A 16,283-nucleotide genomic window follows, 5' to 3' on the forward strand; every position below is an offset into this window, starting at 1 on the left:
CATGGTCCACAGCATGACGGCTTTTGCCCGGGTCGAACGGGCCGGGGTTCAGGGCACACTGAGTTGGGAGCTGCGCTCGGTCAATCATCGTTACCTGGAGCCGCATCTGCGCCTGCCGGAGTCTTTTCGTGATCTGGAAGGCGCGATTCGCGAAGCGCTGCGCCAAGGGCTTTCCCGGGGCAAAGTGGAATGCACTCTGCGTTTCGTCGAAGAAACCGCAGGCAAGCCGCTGCAGGTTGATCGCGAACGCGCCGCTCAGTTGGTGGCCGCCGCGGAAATCGTGGCCAGCCTGATCAAGCAGCCCGCGCCGCTCAATCCTTTGGAAGTGCTGGCCTGGCCCGGCGTTCTGGTGGGCGATGCCAGCGATCCGCAAGCGCTTAATAATGAAGCATTGGCGCTGTTCAATGAGGCACTGGCCGAGCTGAAAAACGGTCGGGGTCGCGAAGGCGCAGATTTGGCCAAGCTGCTCAATGAGCGGCTGGACTCGATCACCACCGAAGTCGCAACCCTGAAAACCCTGGTGCCGCAGATGCTCGCGGCCCAGCGCCAGAAGGTTCTGGATCGTTTCGCCGACATGAAGGCCGAGCTTGATCCGCAGCGTCTGGAGCAGGAAATGGTCCTGCTGGCGCAGAAAAGCGATGTCGCCGAGGAGCTTGACCGCCTCAGCACCCACGTCACCGAGGTCCGCCGCGTGTTGAAGGCTGGCGGGCAAGCCGGGCGACGTCTGGATTTCCTGATGCAAGAGCTCAACCGCGAAGCCAATACCCTGGGCTCCAAAGCCTTCGACACGCGCAGCACCCAAGCGGCGGTCAACCTCAAAGTGTTGATCGAGCAAATGCGCGAACAAGTGCAGAATATTGAGTAAGGCTAACCCTGACATGACCCACAGCACCGGCACCCTGTATATCGTTTCCGCCCCCTCCGGCGCGGGCAAGACCAGTCTGGTCAAGGCCCTGGTCGACGCTCAGCCGTCGATTCGCGTATCGGTTTCGCACACCACCCGCGCCATGCGTCCGGGCGAAGTAAATGGCGTGAACTATCACTTCGTTGATCGTGCCGAGTTCCTGCGCATGATCGAACACAACGATTTTCTCGAGCAGGCCGAGGTTTTCGGCAATCTGTACGGCACGTCGCAAAGCCATTTGCAGCAGACGCTGGACGAAGGTCATGACCTGATTCTGGAAATCGACTGGCAGGGCGCCGAGCAGGTTCGCGCAGTGATGCCGGCGGCGACGTCGATCTTTATTCTGCCGCCGACCCAGCAGGCATTGCGTCAGCGCTTGACCAATCGCGGCCAGGACAGCGATGAAATCATTGAGGGCCGCATGCGTGAAGCGGTCAGCGAAATGAGTCATTACAAGGATTACGACTACGTTGTGATCAATGACGATTTCGCCACGGCACTGGAAGATCTGAAAGCGATTTTCCGCGCCAACCTGCTGACCCAGCCCCATCAGCAGCAGCGTTTCAGCCAGTTGCTCGCGCAATTGCTGGCCTGAATCCGGCGCGCGACAAGCGGCGACTGGTCAGTTAAATCCGACCGCTCGCGGCTTGCTGCTTGAAGCTTAGGCCTTGCAGCTAGTAAACTCCGCAGTCCGCTCGCCCATCCGGGCATCGCGCATCCGCATTTGCTACGAGGAATACCCATGGCCCGCGTAACCGTTGAAGACTGCCTAGAACACGTGGATAACCGCTTTGAGCTGGTCATGCTCTCCACCAAGCGTGCCCGTCAACTGGCAACCGGCGGCAAAGAACCAAAGCTGGCCTGGGAAAACGACAAGCCCACCGTTATGGCTCTGCGCGAAATCGCAGCGGGCTTGATGAGCTATACCGTAATCGCCGAAGCTGAAATCGTTGAAGATGAACCATTGTTCGCAGCGTTTGAGGACGAGTCCAACGAGGCCGTCTAAGCCTATGCCGGGTCGACGTAGTACGGCGCAGGGCACCAGCCATCGGCAGGGGTTAACACCATGCCGAGCATAGACGCCCTCGCCGAAAGACTGTCGACCTACCTCGGCAAGGAACAGGTCAATCTGGTCCGCCGAGCGTATTTCTACGCCGAACAAGCCCACGACGGCCAGCGCCGTCGCAGCGGTGAAGCCTACGTCACGCATCCTCTTGCGGTGGCCAATATCCTTGCTGACATGCACATGGATCATCAAAGCCTGATGGCTGCGATGCTGCATGACGTCATCGAAGACACCGGTATTGCCAAGGAAGCGCTCTGCGCCCAGTTTGGCGAAACCGTGGCCGAACTGGTCGACGGGGTCAGCAAACTGACCCAGATGAACTTCGAGACCAAGGCCGAGGCCCAGGCCGAGAACTTTCAGAAAATGGCCATGGCCATGGCCCGCGATATTCGGGTGATTCTGGTCAAGCTCGCCGACCGGCTGCACAACATGCGCACCCTGGAAGTCCTTTCCGGTGAAAAACGCCGCCGTATCGCCAAGGAAACCCTGGAAATCTATGCACCCATTGCCAATCGGCTGGGCATGCACAGCATTCGTATCGAATTCGAAGACCTGGGCTTCAAGGCCATGTACCCGATGCGTTCGTCGCGAATCGGTCAGGCGGTCAAGCGCGCGCGGGGCAACCGCAAAGAGCTGGTCAACAAGATCGAAGAGTCCCTGAGCCATTGTCTGGCGGTGGACGAGATCGAAGGCGAAGTCAGCGGGCGGCAGAAACACCTGTACGGCATCTACAAGAAGATGCGCGGCAAGCGTCGCGCCTTCAATGAAATCATGGATGTCTACGCGTTCCGCATCATCGTCGACAAGGTCGACACCTGCTACCGCGTGCTCGGCGCTGTGCATAATTTGTACAAGCCGCTGCCTGGCCGCTTCAAGGATTACATCGCGATTCCCAAAGCCAACGGCTATCAGTCGCTGCATACGACCTTGTTCGGCATGCATGGCGTACCTATCGAAATCCAGATTCGTACGCGCGAAATGGAAGAAATGGCCAACAACGGGATCGCCGCTCACTGGCTGTACAAGTCCTCGGACGACGAAGTGCCAAAAGGCACTCACGCCCGGGCTCGCCAATGGGTCAAAGGCGTGCTGGAAATGCAGCAGCGCGCCGGCAATTCGCTGGAATTCATCGAAAGCGTGAAGATCGACCTGTTTCCGGACGAGGTTTATGTCTTCACGCCCAAAGGCCGGATCATGGAGCTGCCCAAAGGCTCCACGGCAGTGGATTTTGCCTATGCGGTGCATACCGATGTGGGCAACAGCTGCATCGCCTGTCGGATCAATCGTCGCCTCGCGCCGTTGTCCGAACCGCTGCAAAGCGGCTCGACGGTCGAAATCGTCAGCGCGCCGGGTGCGCGTCCGAATCCGGCATGGCTGAATTTTGTCGTCACCGGCAAGGCTCGCACCCACATCCGCCACGCTCTCAAGCTGCAACGCCGCTCCGAGTCCATCAGCCTTGGCGAACGTCTGCTGAACAAAGTGTTGAACGGTTTCGAGAGCAGCCTGGAGAAAATCCCGGCCGAGCGTGTGCAGCTGGTTCTGGCCGAATACCGCGTCGAAGTCATCGAAGACCTGCTCGAAGACATCGGCCTGGGCAATCGCATGGCTTACGTGGTCGCGCGCCGCCTGTTGGGCGAAGGCGAGCAACTGCCGAGCACCGAAGGCCCGCTGGCGATTCGCGGCACCGAAGGTCTGGTGCTCAGCTACGCCAAGTGCTGCACACCGATTCCTGGCGACCCGATTGTCGGCCACCTGTCCGCAGGCAAAGGCATGGTTGTGCACCTGGACAATTGCCGCAACATCAGTGAAATCCGCCACAACCCGGAAAAATGCATCCAGCTTTCCTGGGCCAAGGACGTCACCGGCGAATTCAATGTCGAACTGCGCGTCGAGCTGGAACATCAGCGCGGCCTGATCGCGCTGCTGGCCAGCAGCGTCAACGCCGCCGACGGCAACATCGAAAAAATCAGCATGGATGAGCGCGATGGGCGCATCAGCGTGGTTCAGCTGGTGGTCAGCGTTCATGACCGCGTGCATCTGGCCCGCGTTATCAGAAAACTGCGCGCCTTGACCGGGGTCATCCGCATCACCCGCATGCGTGCGTAGCCAACCATAATCAGGAGTTCTTCATGACCAAGACTGTTATCACCAGCGACAAGGCACCTGCGGCCATCGGCCCTTATTCTCAGGCCATCAAAGCTGGCAATACTGTCTACATGTCCGGGCAGATCCCGCTGGACCCGAAAACCATGGAACTGGTCGAAGGCATCGAAGCCCAGGTCGTCCAGGTGTTCGAAAATCTGAAGTCGGTTGCCGAAGCAGCGGGCGGTTCGTTCAAGGACATCGTCAAACTCAACATCTTCCTGACTGATCTGGGCAACTTCGCCAAGGTCAACGAGATCATGGGCAAATATTTCGAGCAGCCTTACCCGGCGCGCGCCGCCATCGGCGTTGCGTCCCTGCCGCGCGGTTCGCAGGTCGAAATGGACGCGATTCTCGTCATCGAATAAATCCCCAGCGGGGCGCCACCGCCCCGCCGCACCTGAAAGGAAGGACTCTGTTATGCGCTTTGCGCTTGCCCTCTCGCTGGTTGCCGTTTTTTTGACCGGCTGTGCCAGCCACGCTGACCGCAATCCCGACGGTACCTGGATCAACCAGGCCGCCATCGACGCCGCCGTCAAGGGCGACAACCTCCGTCAGGCGCTGCTCGCCAACGGTCCGAACCTGGAATGGCAAATCAACACCAAGGCCGGTCAGGCGCTGTATTCGAACGGGTTTGAAGTGGGCGAAGGCAAGATTGCCAGCGCCGCCGATGGCAAATTGCGCATCGACTACTACAACTCTGTCGAAAACCTGCAGATCAAGGGCGATCAGTTGATTCAGGCCGCCAGCGAATCCGGCCCGGAACAGCGCTTCCAGAAACCTGAGACCGCCGCGCCTGCGGGTGCTCCAGCGGGCAGCAGCTTTGAAAAAGCCCTGTACGGCGCTTATCTGGGCGGCAAATGGACCATCGTCAGTGGCGACGGCCAAGGCAGCTCGGTGCAGTTCATGCCGGATGGCAGCGTGCAGGGTCTGCCGGAAAACGATCGTTACGCGCTGTGTCTGGCGGGCGATTGTGCAGCGATGAGCGGCGAATACGACAGCATGTGGCTGGAAAAGGCCGAGCAAGGCAATGCATGGATCTTCTCGCGCGCCGGCAAGCAGCTGGAGATTTTCCAGGCAGTGAACAATGCTGGCGCGGACCAGATGCCAGAGCTGCGCCCAGGTGCACGACGCTGGTTGCTTGAGCGCAATTGATTTAAAGCGGTTCACGCAACCATTTGAATTGGAGCGCATTTCGTAGGACCGGCTTCAGCCGGGAGAGGGCAGCCATTCGCAGCAATTGTGTCGGCTGACCTCTTGCTCTCCCGGCTGAAGCCGGTCCTACGGAGCCATATTCAACCCAGCAACGCCGCATACCCTTCCCGATACGTCGCATAACGCGGCACCCAGCCCAGCGCTTTGGCGCGGGCGTTGCTGCAGCGTTTGCTGCCGGAGCGGCGCAGGGCAGCGTTTTCCGCCCATTCGCTGACACCCAGAAAGCCGCGCATCCAGTCGACCACTTCGGCCAGCGGCGCGGGCGCGTCGTCAACGCCGATGTAGCAGTCCTCCAGCGCAATTGCTCGTGAATCCGCCTCAAGCAGATACGCCAACAGCCCCGCTGCGTCGTCGGCGTGAATCCGGTTGGCATATAAAGGTGGTTCGACGGCCACGCTGTAGCCCTGACGAACCCGATTAGCCAAATCGCTGCGCCCTGGCCCGTAAATCCCGGTCAAACGCACCACGCTGGCCGGGAAACCGCTGTGCAATGCGACTTGTTCGGCTTCCAGCATGACCTTGCCGGAAAAACCGTTGGCGTCGGTCGGCGACGTTTCGTCGACCCATTCGCCGTGTTGCTGACCATAAACGCTGCTGCTGGACACAAACACAATGCGCTTGGGCCGCTGGCCATGTTGGGCGAGCCAGGCCAGCACGTGCTGCAACCCTTCTATATAAGCTGCGCGATAACCGGCTTCGTCACGCTCGGTCGGGGTGGCGCAATACACCAGGTAATCGAGGTTCGTCGCAGGCCAATCGTCGGGCGTCCGGGCTTGAAACAGATCGCCCGCAACCCCGATCACCCCTTCGGGCAAATGAGCAATCGTGCGGCGCAGCCCATACACGGTCCAATCCTGCGGCAGCAGTTGATTAGCCAGGCGGCTGCCGATATCGCCACAGCCAGCGATCAAAACGGAGGGGGCGGACATGTCGAATCTCCACAAAAATGGGGTGTTAATGCAGTTGGAACGGGGGTGAAAGCCGGTCACTCAGCTGCGATTGATAGAAAAAAAGATACTGTATTACTTTTGTTAACAAGAATTACTTGCAATAATGACGGCCCGTTTGTTCTCCTCCCTGCGTCGAACGCATCGCGCGACGTAGCAGAACGACCCACCTTTTCTTCTCTCAGGTCCGGCCAGCATGACACGTATCAACTCTTCCGCTTCGCCAACCAAACTCCCCAGCCTGCCGCGTGCATGGCGGGCAATCGCAGCGTTGCTGCTGAGCCTGATGATCGTCCCTGTCGCATTGGCCGATCAAGCTGCGCCGACGACACCGGCCGGCACGCCAGCGACTTCGGCTGCTCCGGCACCGGGCGCAGCGCCGGTTCTGCAGGAGAGCACCGCGCCAGTTGAAGGCCCGGCAATCGTTGAAGAAGACAACAGCCTGGGCATGGCGCATGACCTGTCGCCATGGGGCATGTACCAGAACGCTGACATCATCGTCAAAGCGGTAATGATCGGCCTGGCGATTGCCTCGATCATTACCTGGACCATCTGGATCGCCAAGGGTTTCGAATTGCTCGGCGCCAAGCGCCGTCTGCGGACTGAAATCGCCAACCTGAAAAAGGCGCGCACCCTGACCGAAGCCAGCGAAAGCGCCGCCAAACCGGGCACGCTGGCAAATCTGCTGGTCCACGATGCGCTCGAAGAGATGCGTCTGTCGGTCAACAGCCGCGAACGTGAAGGCATCAAGGAGCGCGTCAGCTTCCGCCTTGAGCGTCTGGTGGCAGCCTGTGGCCGCAACATGAGCATGGGCACCGGCGTCCTCGCGACCATCGGTTCCACGGCGCCGTTCGTAGGCTTGTTCGGCACCGTCTGGGGCATCATGAACAGCTTCATCGGCATCGCCAAAACCCAGACCACCAACCTCGCCGTGGTTGCGCCGGGTATCGCCGAAGCCTTGCTGGCGACTGCGTTGGGCCTGGTTGCCGCGATTCCTGCGGTGGTCATTTACAACGTCTTCGCCCGTTCCATTGCCGGTTACAAGGCACAAGTGTCCGACGCATCGGCGCACGTCCTGCTGCTGGTCAGCCGCGACCTGGACCACCAGCCGAACGAACGCTCCCAGTCGCCGCACATGGTCAAGGTGGGCTAAACCTTGGGCATGCATCTGAAAGAAGGCGACGACGATCTCGCCGAAAACCACGAAATCAACGTAACGCCGTTCATCGACGTCATGTTGGTCCTGCTGATCATCTTCATGGTGGCCGCGCCATTGGCAACGGTCGACATCAAAGTCGACCTGCCGGCCTCGACCGCCAAGCCGCAACCTCGGCCCGAGAAGCCGATCTTCCTCAGCGTCAAGGCTGATCAAAGCCTGTTTCTGGGCGATGACAAGGTGGCCCGTGAACAGCTCGGCCAGATTCTCGATGCCAGGACCAAAGGCAAGAAGGACACGACGATCTTCTTCCAGGCCGACAAAGGCGTGGATTATGGCGATCTGATGGAAGTCATGAACGCCCTGCGCGGCGCGGGCTACCTGAAAGTCGGTCTGGTCGGTCTCGAGACGGTTGGTAAGAAATGATCAATTCGCGCCAAAAACTGACGCGCTATGGCGGTAGTCTGTTGTTGGTGCTTGTCGTGCATGCCATCGCAATCGTTGTTGCGCTGCGCTGGCCGGCATCCCAGGCAATCGAGCTACCACCGGCGGCAATGATGGTCGAGCTGGCTCCGGAACCTGTTCCGGCACCGCCACCTCCGCCTGCCGTCGTGCAGCCGCCGCCACCGCCGGAGCCCGAGGAGCAGATCCCCGAGCCGAAAGTGGCTGAAGCGCCGAAGCCGGAAATCGCCATACAGAAGCCGGTTGAAAAGCCCAAGCCCAAGCCGAAGCCACAGCCGCCCAAGCCGATCAAGAAACCTGAGCCGCCCCAGGAAAAACCGGTCGAAGAAAAGCCGATGGACACGCCGCCGACGACCGCCAAGGTCGAGAAATCTGCTGCGCCGACCCCACCGAGCCCGCCTTCGCCACCGAGTACGGCGTTGCCAAGCTGGCAAGGCGATTTGCTGCGTCACCTGGCCAAGTTCAAGAAGTATCCCGAGGACGCACGTCGTCGCGGTATGCAGGGCGTGAGCCGTCTGCGTTTCGTGGTCGATGCCGAGGGCAATGTCTTGTCATACTCGATTGCCAGCAGCTCCGGCAGTCCGGCACTGGATCGGGCGACGATGGAAATGATCCGTCGCGCCCAGCCGTTGCCCAAACCGCCGGCGGAAACCCTGAACAACGGCACTATCGAAATCCTGGCACCGTTCGTTTATTCGCTGGATAAGCGCTGAAACGCAGTTTTGATACACAGGAGTGGCCTTGATAACGTGCGTCTATCGATTGCAGCCGCTATGCTGGGGCCGCAACTTCATGGACGCACGCTATGACTCTTACAGAATTGCGCTACATCGTTACCCTCGCCCAGGAACAGCATTTCGGCCACGCGGCTGAGCGTTGCCACGTCAGCCAGCCGACATTGTCGGTGGGCGTGAAAAAGCTGGAAGATGAACTGGGTGTGCTGATCTTCGAGCGCAGCAAGAGCGCTGTTCGCCTGACGCCGGTTGGCGAAGGCATCGTCGCTCAGGCGCAGAAGGTTCTCGAACAGGCTCAAGGTATCCGCGAACTGGCGCAGGCCGGCAAGAACCAGCTGACCGCTCCGCTCAAGGTCGGCGCGATCTATACCGTCGGGCCTTACCTGTTCCCGCACCTGATTCCGCAGTTGCATCGCGTTGCGCCGCAAATGCCGTTGTACATCGAAGAAAACTTCACCCATATCCTGCGTGACAAACTGCGCAACGGTGAGCTGGACGCGATCATCATCGCGCTGCCGTTCAACGAAGCCGATGTGCTGACGCTGCCGCTGTACGACGAACCCTTCTACGTCTTGATGCCCGCAGACCATCCGTGGACCAAAAAAGAGTCCATCGATGCCTCGGCGCTCAACGACAAGAGCCTGCTGTTGCTTGGCGAAGGTCACTGCTTCCGGGATCAGGTGCTTGAAGCCTGCCCGACGCTGGTCAAAGGCAGCGAAGGCGCGCGACATACCACAGTGGAATCCAGCTCGCTGGAAACCATTCGTCACATGGTCGCGTCCGGCCTGGGGATTTCGATTCTGCCCATGTCCGCCGTTGACAGCCATCACTATGCGCCTGGCGTGATCGAGGTTCGTCCACTGACGCCACCGGTGCCGTTTCGTACCGTTGCCATCGCCTGGCGCGCAAGCTTTCCACGGCCTAAAGCGATTGAAATCCTCGCGGACTCCGTGCGGCTTTGTTCCGTCGCGCGTCCGAAAGCTGAAGCGAGCTAAGTCGGGCCATGGGCGAGCTTTCCACGGTTTCGGTCACGGCGCTTAAAGGCGTCGGCGCGGCCATGGCCGAAAAGCTGGCCAAGGTCGGTCTGGAAAACCTGCAAGACGTGCTGTTTCACCTGCCGCTGCGTTATCAGGATCGCACTCGCGTAGTGCCCATCGGTCAGCTGCGGCCCGGTCAGGACGCGGTGATCGAAGGTGTGGTCAGCGGCGCCGATGTGGTCATGGGCAAGCGCCGCAGTCTGCTGGTGCGGCTGGGCGATGGCACGGGCACCTTGAGCCTGCGTTTCTACCACTTCAGCAATGCGCAGAAAGAAGGCATGAAGCGCGGCACTCATTTGCGCTGCTTTGGTGAAGCCCGTCCCGGCGCGTCCGGGCTGGAAATCTATCATCCGGAATACCGCGCCCTGACTGGCGACGAGCCCGCGCCGGTCGAGCAAACCCTGACACCGATCTATCCGACCACCGAAGGCCTGACCCAGCAACGTTTGCGCCAGTTGTCGCAGCAGACATTGGCGATGCTGGGTCCGAAAAGCCTGCCTGACTGGCTGCCTGAAGAGCTGGCGCGGGATTATCAACTGGCGCCGCTGGACGAGGCGATTCGATACCTGCATCACCCGCCGGCCGACGCCGATGTCGAAGAGTTGGCTATCGGGCACCATTGGGCGCAACACCGGCTGGCCTTCGAAGAACTGCTGACCCATCAACTCTCACAGCAGCGCTTGCGCGAAAGTCTGCGCTCCCAGCGCGCCCCGGCCTTGCCACTGGCCAAGAAGCTGCCCAGGCAATTCCTCGACAATCTGGGCTTTCCGCCCACCGGTGCGCAACAGCGCGTCGGTAATGAAGTGGCCTATGACCTGAGCCAGCCCGAACCGATGCTGCGCCTGATTCAGGGCGATGTCGGCGCCGGCAAGACCGTGGTTGCAGCGCTGGCGGCATTACAGGCGCTGGAAGCCGGTTATCAGGTCGCTTTGATGGCGCCTACGGAAATCCTCGCCGAGCAGCACTTCATCAACTTTCAGCGCTGGCTTGAGCCGCTGGGCATTGAAGTCGCGTGGCTGGCGGGCAAGCTCAAGGGCAAGGCACGAGTGGCGTCGCTGGCGCAGATCGCGGGCGGCACACCGATGGTGGTGGGCACCCATGCGCTGTTCCAGGACGAAGTGCAGTTCAAGAATCTGGCGCTGGTGATCATCGACGAGCAGCACCGTTTCGGCGTGCAGCAACGTCTGGCCCTGCGCAAAAAAGGCGTCGGCGGCCTGATGTGCCCGCATCAGCTGATCATGACCGCAACGCCCATCCCGCGAACCCTGGCCATGAGCGCTTACGCCGATCTCGATACCTCTATTCTCGATGAGCTGCCGCCGGGCCGAACGCCGGTCAATACCGTGCTGGTGGTCGACACCCGGCGCATCGAAGTGATCGAGCGGGTGCGCGCGGCCTGCGCCGAAGGGCGCCAGGCGTATTGGGTCTGCACCTTGATCGAAGAGTCCGAAGAACTGACCTGCCAGGCGGCCGAGACAAGCTTCGAAGACTTGACCAGCGCATTGGGCGAATTGCGGGTCGGTTTGATTCACGGGCGCATGAAACCCGCCGAGAAAGCCGCAGTGATGGCGGAATTCAAGCAAGGCGCGTTGCAATTGCTGGTGGCGACCACCGTCATCGAAGTCGGCGTGGACGTGCCCAACGCAAGTCTGATGATCATCGAAAACCCCGAGCGTCTGGGGCTGGCGCAGCTGCACCAATTGCGCGGTCGTGTCGGTCGGGGCAGCGCAGCCAGTCATTGCGTTCTGCTTTACCACCCGCCATTGTCACAGATCGGCCGGCAGCGCCTGGGCATCATGCGCGAGACCAACGACGGCTTTGTCATTGCCGAAAAAGACCTTGAGCTGCGCGGTCCGGGCGAAATGCTCGGCACCCGGCAAACCGGCTTGCTACAGTTCAAGGTCGCTGACCTGATGCGCGACGCAGACTTGTTGCCTGCGGTGCGTGACGCCGCTCAAGCGTTGCTCGAACGCTGGCCGCAACACGTCAGTCCGCTGTTGGAGCGCTGGCTGCGACACGGCCAGCAATACGGTCAGGTGTGATACGGGTCCGGCTTTGATGAGTGCTTCACACTCTCAATAACGAAGCTGGTTATACTTCAGCGATTGTAGGAACTTGGATACAGACCATGACAGAAGTCGCCCACGTTGATGACGCTCCCCATGCGCCGACCGTTATTCGTCAATTGCTTGGCAAATTAGCGATCAGCTACAGCGAAGTTGTTGAGGACACTCACCTGCCGGCTGCGCGCAAAGTGCAGGCGGTGCTGGTCGAGGACGCTGTCGGTGCGCTTCTGATTCTGTTTCCGCAAAACCAGTTGCTGGATCTGAATCGGATCACCGAGTTGACCGGGCGCAAGCTGACGGCGGTCCCCCATGATCGTTTGCTGCGCATGCTGGCCAAACACAGCCTGCACACGCTGCCGGGCATCCCGGCGCTGACCAGCTCGCCGTGTCTGTATGAAGAGCGCCTGCTGCAAGAGCCAACCGTACTGGTCGGTTCCGGGGAGCCGGGCATCCTGCTGGAAATCAGCAGTGAAGACTTCAAGACCATGCTCAACAAAGCCAGCGCCGCGCATTTCGGCGAACTGTTGAGCACGATTCACCCCAACCTGGATCGTCCCGACGACGACCGCGAAGAAATCACCCAGGCCATGCACGCCTTCACCGCGCGGCGCATTCAGCAGCGTCTGGAAGCGACGCTGGAAATCCCGCCGCTGGCCGAAACGGCGCAGCGCATCATCAAGCTGCGCGTCGATCCCGATGCCACCATTGATGACATTACCGGCGTGGTCGAAACCGATCCGGCGCTGGCGGCTCAGGTGGTGAGTTGGGCGGCGTCGCCGTATTACGCTTCGACCGGCAAGATTCGCTCGGTGGAAGACGCCATTGTGCGGGTGCTGGGTTTCGATCTGGTGATCAATCTGGCCCTTGGCCTGGCGCTGGGCAAAACCCTCAGCCTGCCCAAGGATCATCCGCAACAGACCACACCTTACTGGCAGCAGTCGATCTACACCGCTGCGGTTATCGAGGGCCTGACCCGCGCGATGCCTCGCGCCAAGCGCCCGGAAGCCGGGCTGACTTACCTGGCCGGTCTGCTGCACAATTTTGGCTATCTGCTGCTGGCCCACGTGTTCCCGCCGCATTTCTCGCTGATCTGCCGCCAGCTGGAGGTCAATCCGCACCTGCACCACAGCTATGTCGAGCAGCATTTGCTCGGCATCAGCCGCGAACAGATCGGCTCCTGGCTGATGCGTTACTGGGACATGCCGGACGAACTGGCCACCGCGTTGCGCTTCCAGCACGACCCTTCGTATGAAGGCGAACACTGCGAGTACGCCAATCTGGTGTATCTGTCGGTACGTTTGTTGCGCCAGAACGGCATCGGTTCCGGCCCCAAGGAAGACATTCCCGCAGAATTGTTCGACCGCCTGGGCCTGAGCCGCGAAAAAGCCGAAGATTCGGTGCGCAAAGTCCTGGAAGCCGAAGTGCTGTTGCGCGAACTGGCTTCGCAGTTTACGCCGCAGTAGTTTTCACACAGTTCGGGTAGGAGGGGACTTGTCCTCGAAAGAGCCGTACCTGCCATAGGATTGAAGTCGCCCTTACAACGTCTCCCCCGACTCGCCCGGCAAATGCTCGTCCAGATGCAGCCACGGCAGGCGGTTGTCGGTCCAGATGTGGCGGTCGGCGGGGGCTTGTTCCGGGTGATCGAGGGTGGCGATGGTCACGTCGATCTCTTCGGGGCTGTTGCGGGTAAACAGCGCCAGCTGCGCGCCGCAGTTGCCACAGAAATACCGCACGCAGGTCGGACCTGAATCGTAGGTCGCCGGGCTGCCTTCAACCCACTTGAATGACGTCAACGGCACCGTTATCCAGGTCATGACGATGCCGCCCGACGTTCGACGGCAGATCGAACAATGACAATGGGCGATGTCCTGCAAGGGTGCATCGAACTCATAACGCAGGCTGCCGCAATGGCAGCCGCCAGTATTTATCTGGCTCATATCCCCTCCTCTTGGCTGTCAGCGCCGACACAGCTGTGACAGTCGCTGCCGGTAATTGTATTCGCACCAAATGATCAGCGGTTCGGGCAGCGAAAGCTGGATGAAAGCTTGGCCCATTAGGATCCGTTCACCGCCGGCAACAGACCGGTCAGCCAAACGAGTGTTTTCTTCGCACTCGACGGCCCAGTCAACAACAACAATGGTGAACCTGATGCCCTGCACTACCCTCCTGCACGCCCTGACTCCGTTCCGACTCCACGCGCCGCTCTTGTTGAGCTGATTCGTCGCCTTCGCCTTTTCCCAAGTCGCGTTCCGCCTGGAGTAATTCCCTATGTTGACCTTCCTCGGCTTTGCCATGGTTGTCGCCTTCATGTATCTGATCATGAGCAAGCGCCTGTCGGCGTTGATTGCCTTGATTCTGGTGCCGATCGTTTTTGCCCTGTTCGGCGGCTTCGCGTCCGAAATCGGCCCGATGATGCTGACCGGCATCACCAAACTTGCGCCAACTGGCGTGATGTTGATGTTCGCTATTCTGTATTTCGCGCTGATGATCGACTCGGGTCTGTTTGACCCGGCGGTACGCAAGATCCTGCAGCTGGTCAAAGGCGACCCGGTGAAAGTCTCCGTGGGCACCGCCGTGCTGGCGCTGGTGGTTTCCCTGGACGGTGACGGCGCAACCACGTACATGATTTGCGTCGCGGCCATGTTGCCGCTGTACAGCCGCATCGGCATGAGCCCGCGAATCATGGCGGGCCTGATCATTCTGGCCGGCGGCGTGATGAACATGACGCCTTGGGGTGGCCCGACCGCTCGCGCTGCCAGCGCCCTGCATGTGGACCCATCCGACATTTTCGTGCCGATGATCCCGGCCATGGCTGCCGGTGTGGTGGCGATTCTGGTCATTGCCTATTTCTACGGCAAACGTGAACGCGCTCGTCTGGGCGAACTGCATCTGGTCGATGACGAAGTCGATCACAGTGAAATCAGCGTTTCGCAGTTCCCGGGCGCACGTCGTCCGAAGCTGATCTGGTTCAACGGCCTGCTCACTCTGGCGCTGATGGTCGCGTTGATCATGGGGCTGCTGCCGCTGCCGGTGTTGTTCATGATCGCCTTCAGTATCGCGATGATCGTCAACTACCCGAACCTGCAAGATCAAAAGGATCGTATCGCGGCCCACGCCGGCAGCGTGCTGGCAGTGGTCGGACTGATCTTCGCGGCAGGTATTTTCACCGGTATCCTGTCCGGCACCGGCATGGTCGATGCCATGTCCAAGAGCCTGCTGGCAGTGATTCCGGAGGCGCTCGGCCCTTACCTTGCAGTGATTACTGCGCTGGTCAGCATGCCGTTCACGTTCTTCATGTCCAACGATGCCTTCTACTATGGCGTGTTGCCAGTGTTGACCGAAGCGGCTGCTCACTACGGCATCAGCCCGGTGGAAATGGCCCGCGCTTCGATTGTCGGTCAGCCGGTTCACTTGCTCAGCCCGCTGGTTCCATCGACTTATCTGCTGGTGGCATTGGCCGGTATCGAGTTCGGCGATCACCAGCGCTTCACCTTGAAGTGGGCAGTTCTGGTTTGCCTGTGCATAATGTTTGCCGCCTTGCTGATGGGGATTTTCCCGCTGTACAGCAGTCTGTAAAATCGGATCACCTTGCCTCACGGCCTGCCATTGCGGGCCGTGAGAGTTTAACCGCTCAAAGGAATACCTATGGAATGGCTGACCAATCCTGAAATCTGGATTGCTTTCTTTACCCTGACTGCCCTGGAAATCGTGCTGGGCATCGACAACATCATCATGATTTCGATCCTGGTCAGCCGCATGCCCAAGCATATGCAGCCGCGCACCCGGATCTTCGGCCTGGCGCTGGCCATGGTCACGCGAATCCTGTTGCTGCTGTCGATCACCTGGGTCATGCGCCTTACCGATGAACTGTTTTCGATCATGGGCAAAGGCTTCTCCGGCCGCGACCTGATCCTGTTCTTCGGTGGTCTGTTCCTGCTCTGGAAAAGCTCGCAAGAGATCTACCACGGTCTGGAAGGCGAAGAGGAAACCATCGACGAACCGAAAGGCAAGGGTGGTCAGTTCATCTACACCATCATCCAGATCGCGATCATCGACATCGTGTTCTCGCTGGATTCGGTGATTACCGCCGTCGGCATGGTTTCCCACGTGCCGGTCATGATCGCCGCCATCGTCGTTGCCGTGCTGGTGATGATGGTCTGCGCGGGCGCCATCAGCAGCTTCATCGACAAGCACCCATCGCTGAAGATGCTGGCCCTGTCGTTCCTGATCGTGGTCGGTACGGTGTTGATCGCCGATGCGTTTGGCGTGCATGTGCCAAAAGGCTACGTGTACTTCGCCATGGCGTTCTCGCTGGCGGTGGAAGCCATCAACATCAAGATGCGTATGGCGATGGCCAAGAAAAAGGCCCAGAGCGATCCGGTCAAGCTGCGTAAGGATGTGCCCGGCCAATAAGCCGTTACACTCTAAGAAGCGGGGCTCCATGCGAGCCCCGTTTTTCATTGAGCGAAAGCTAGAACACTGATTTATGACAGATTTGTTTCAAGCGGCCCGAAGGCTATGCGATGCTTGCAGGCCAATGGCCTTAGTCAAGCG

The 16,283-nt window shown here is 60.0% G+C and carries 16 protein-coding genes; 14 read left to right on the forward strand and 2 right to left on the reverse strand.

Annotated elements, in window-relative coordinates; all coding sequences use genetic code 11:
* The first annotated feature begins 1 nt into the window (after position 1).
* The 6 genes from CFII64_RS23335 to CFII64_RS23360 all read left to right on the forward strand — a co-directional run bounded on the left by CFII64_RS23335 (position 2) and on the right by CFII64_RS23360 (position 5,267).
* Positions 2-865 carry a YicC/YloC family endoribonuclease gene (locus tag CFII64_RS23335; protein ID WP_020293320.1) on the forward strand — a complete coding sequence of 288 codons (864 nt, stop codon included), beginning with the start codon at positions 2-4 and terminating at the stop codon, positions 863-865.
* Between the two features lie 13 nt (positions 866-878).
* Positions 879-1,499 (forward strand): guanylate kinase, encoded by a 621-nt coding sequence (gmk, locus tag CFII64_RS23340; RefSeq protein WP_020293321.1) that lies wholly within the window; start codon positions 879-881, stop codon positions 1,497-1,499.
* A gap of 147 nt (positions 1,500-1,646) precedes the next feature.
* The gene (rpoZ, locus tag CFII64_RS23345; RefSeq protein ID WP_020293322.1) at positions 1,647-1,910 is read left to right on the forward strand and encodes a DNA-directed RNA polymerase subunit omega; all 264 of its coding nucleotides are present in this window, start codon (positions 1,647-1,649) and stop codon (positions 1,908-1,910) included.
* 60 nt (positions 1,911-1,970) lie between these two features.
* On the forward strand, positions 1,971-4,076 hold the full coding sequence (gene spoT / locus CFII64_RS23350) for a bifunctional GTP diphosphokinase/guanosine-3',5'-bis pyrophosphate 3'-pyrophosphohydrolase (protein WP_020293323.1): 2,106 nt from the start codon (positions 1,971-1,973) through the stop codon (positions 4,074-4,076).
* 23 nt (positions 4,077-4,099) lie between these two features.
* The gene (locus tag CFII64_RS23355) at positions 4,100-4,480 is read left to right on the forward strand and encodes a RidA family protein (RefSeq protein WP_020293324.1); all 381 of its coding nucleotides are present in this window, start codon (positions 4,100-4,102) and stop codon (positions 4,478-4,480) included.
* 52 nt (positions 4,481-4,532) lie between these two features.
* Entirely contained in the window at positions 4,533-5,267 is a 735-nt protein-coding gene (locus CFII64_RS23360; RefSeq protein WP_020293325.1) for a hypothetical protein, read from the forward strand.
* A 140-nt stretch (positions 5,268-5,407) separates the two neighbouring features.
* Here the strand turns inward: CFII64_RS23360 and CFII64_RS23365 are convergent, their stop codons facing one another.
* Positions 5,408-6,256 carry an SDR family oxidoreductase gene (locus tag CFII64_RS23365; RefSeq protein WP_020293326.1) on the reverse strand — a complete coding sequence of 283 codons (849 nt, stop codon included), beginning with the start codon at positions 6,254-6,256 and terminating at the stop codon, positions 5,408-5,410.
* A 214-nt stretch (positions 6,257-6,470) separates the two neighbouring features.
* Between CFII64_RS23365 and exbB the strand changes: the two genes are divergently transcribed.
* The 6 genes from exbB (at position 6,471) to CFII64_RS23395 (ending at position 13,192) form a co-directional block, all read left to right on the forward strand.
* Positions 6,471-7,427 carry a tonB-system energizer ExbB gene (gene exbB, locus CFII64_RS23370; RefSeq protein ID WP_020293327.1) on the forward strand — a complete coding sequence of 319 codons (957 nt, stop codon included), beginning with the start codon at positions 6,471-6,473 and terminating at the stop codon, positions 7,425-7,427.
* Positions 7,428-7,430: 3 nt separating this feature from the next.
* Complete coding sequence (exbD, locus tag CFII64_RS23375) at positions 7,431-7,856, forward strand: TonB system transport protein ExbD (RefSeq protein WP_020293328.1); 426 nt, start codon at positions 7,431-7,433, stop codon at positions 7,854-7,856.
* The gene (locus tag CFII64_RS23380) at positions 7,853-8,605 is read left to right on the forward strand and encodes an energy transducer TonB (RefSeq protein ID WP_020293329.1); all 753 of its coding nucleotides are present in this window, start codon (positions 7,853-7,855) and stop codon (positions 8,603-8,605) included. The genes exbD and CFII64_RS23380 overlap by 4 nt, the downstream gene beginning before the upstream one ends.
* Before the next feature lie 92 nt (positions 8,606-8,697).
* Positions 8,698-9,621 (forward strand): hydrogen peroxide-inducible genes activator, encoded by a 924-nt coding sequence (locus CFII64_RS23385; protein ID WP_020293330.1) that lies wholly within the window; start codon positions 8,698-8,700, stop codon positions 9,619-9,621.
* 8 nt (positions 9,622-9,629) lie between these two features.
* Positions 9,630-11,705: an ATP-dependent DNA helicase RecG gene (gene recG, locus CFII64_RS23390; protein WP_020293331.1), complete on the forward strand. Its 2,076-nt coding sequence runs from the start codon at positions 9,630-9,632 to the stop codon at positions 11,703-11,705.
* An 86-nt stretch (positions 11,706-11,791) separates the two neighbouring features.
* Positions 11,792-13,192 (forward strand): aminoacyl-tRNA deacylase and HDOD domain-containing protein, encoded by a 1,401-nt coding sequence (locus tag CFII64_RS23395; RefSeq protein ID WP_020293332.1) that lies wholly within the window; start codon positions 11,792-11,794, stop codon positions 13,190-13,192.
* A gap of 72 nt (positions 13,193-13,264) precedes the next feature.
* Here the strand turns inward: CFII64_RS23395 and CFII64_RS23400 are convergent, their stop codons facing one another.
* On the reverse strand, positions 13,265-13,666 hold the full coding sequence (locus tag CFII64_RS23400) for a GFA family protein (RefSeq protein ID WP_020293333.1): 402 nt from the start codon (positions 13,664-13,666) through the stop codon (positions 13,265-13,267).
* Between the two features lie 331 nt (positions 13,667-13,997).
* On the opposite strand from CFII64_RS23400, the gene CFII64_RS23410 reads away from it, so the two are divergent.
* Complete coding sequence (locus CFII64_RS23410; RefSeq protein ID WP_020293335.1) at positions 13,998-15,305, forward strand: CitMHS family transporter; 1,308 nt, start codon at positions 13,998-14,000, stop codon at positions 15,303-15,305.
* 69 nt (positions 15,306-15,374) lie between these two features.
* A complete protein-coding gene (locus CFII64_RS23415; protein WP_020293336.1) occupies positions 15,375-16,142 on the forward strand; it encodes a TerC family protein in 768 nt (255 codons plus the stop codon).
* Positions 16,143-16,283: the final 141 nt, after the last annotated feature.

Source organism: Pseudomonas sp. CFII64 (assembly GCF_000416235.1).
Classification (GTDB): Bacteria; Pseudomonadota; Gammaproteobacteria; order Pseudomonadales; family Pseudomonadaceae; genus Aquipseudomonas.

Bases quoted from the DNA above. Each gene is read 5' to 3' on its own strand.
- CFII64_RS23365 (WP_020293326.1), bottom strand. From the start codon at position 6,256: ATGTCCGCCCCCTCCGTTTTGATCGCTGGCTGTGGCGATATCGGCAGC.
- spoT (WP_020293323.1), top strand. From the start codon at position 1,971: ATGCCGAGCATAGACGCCCTCGCCGAAAGACTGTCGACCTACCTCGGC.
- CFII64_RS23385 (WP_020293330.1), top strand. From the start codon at position 8,698: ATGACTCTTACAGAATTGCGCTACATCGTTACCCTCGCCCAGGAACAG.
- exbB (WP_020293327.1), top strand. From the start codon at position 6,471: ATGACACGTATCAACTCTTCCGCTTCGCCAACCAAACTCCCCAGCCTG.
- CFII64_RS23395 (WP_020293332.1), top strand. From the start codon at position 11,792: ATGACAGAAGTCGCCCACGTTGATGACGCTCCCCATGCGCCGACCGTT.
- recG (WP_020293331.1), top strand. From the start codon at position 9,630: ATGGGCGAGCTTTCCACGGTTTCGGTCACGGCGCTTAAAGGCGTCGGC.
- gmk (WP_020293321.1), top strand. From the start codon at position 879: ATGACCCACAGCACCGGCACCCTGTATATCGTTTCCGCCCCCTCCGGC.
- CFII64_RS23400 (WP_020293333.1), bottom strand. From the start codon at position 13,666: ATGAGCCAGATAAATACTGGCGGCTGCCATTGCGGCAGCCTGCGTTAT.
- rpoZ (WP_020293322.1), top strand. From the start codon at position 1,647: ATGGCCCGCGTAACCGTTGAAGACTGCCTAGAACACGTGGATAACCGC.
- CFII64_RS23360 (WP_020293325.1), top strand. From the start codon at position 4,533: ATGCGCTTTGCGCTTGCCCTCTCGCTGGTTGCCGTTTTTTTGACCGGC.
- CFII64_RS23335 (WP_020293320.1), top strand. From the start codon at position 2: ATGGTCCACAGCATGACGGCTTTTGCCCGGGTCGAACGGGCCGGGGTT.
- CFII64_RS23410 (WP_020293335.1), top strand. From the start codon at position 13,998: ATGTTGACCTTCCTCGGCTTTGCCATGGTTGTCGCCTTCATGTATCTG.
- CFII64_RS23380 (WP_020293329.1), top strand. From the start codon at position 7,853: ATGATCAATTCGCGCCAAAAACTGACGCGCTATGGCGGTAGTCTGTTG.
- CFII64_RS23415 (WP_020293336.1), top strand. From the start codon at position 15,375: ATGGAATGGCTGACCAATCCTGAAATCTGGATTGCTTTCTTTACCCTG.
- CFII64_RS23355 (WP_020293324.1), top strand. From the start codon at position 4,100: ATGACCAAGACTGTTATCACCAGCGACAAGGCACCTGCGGCCATCGGC.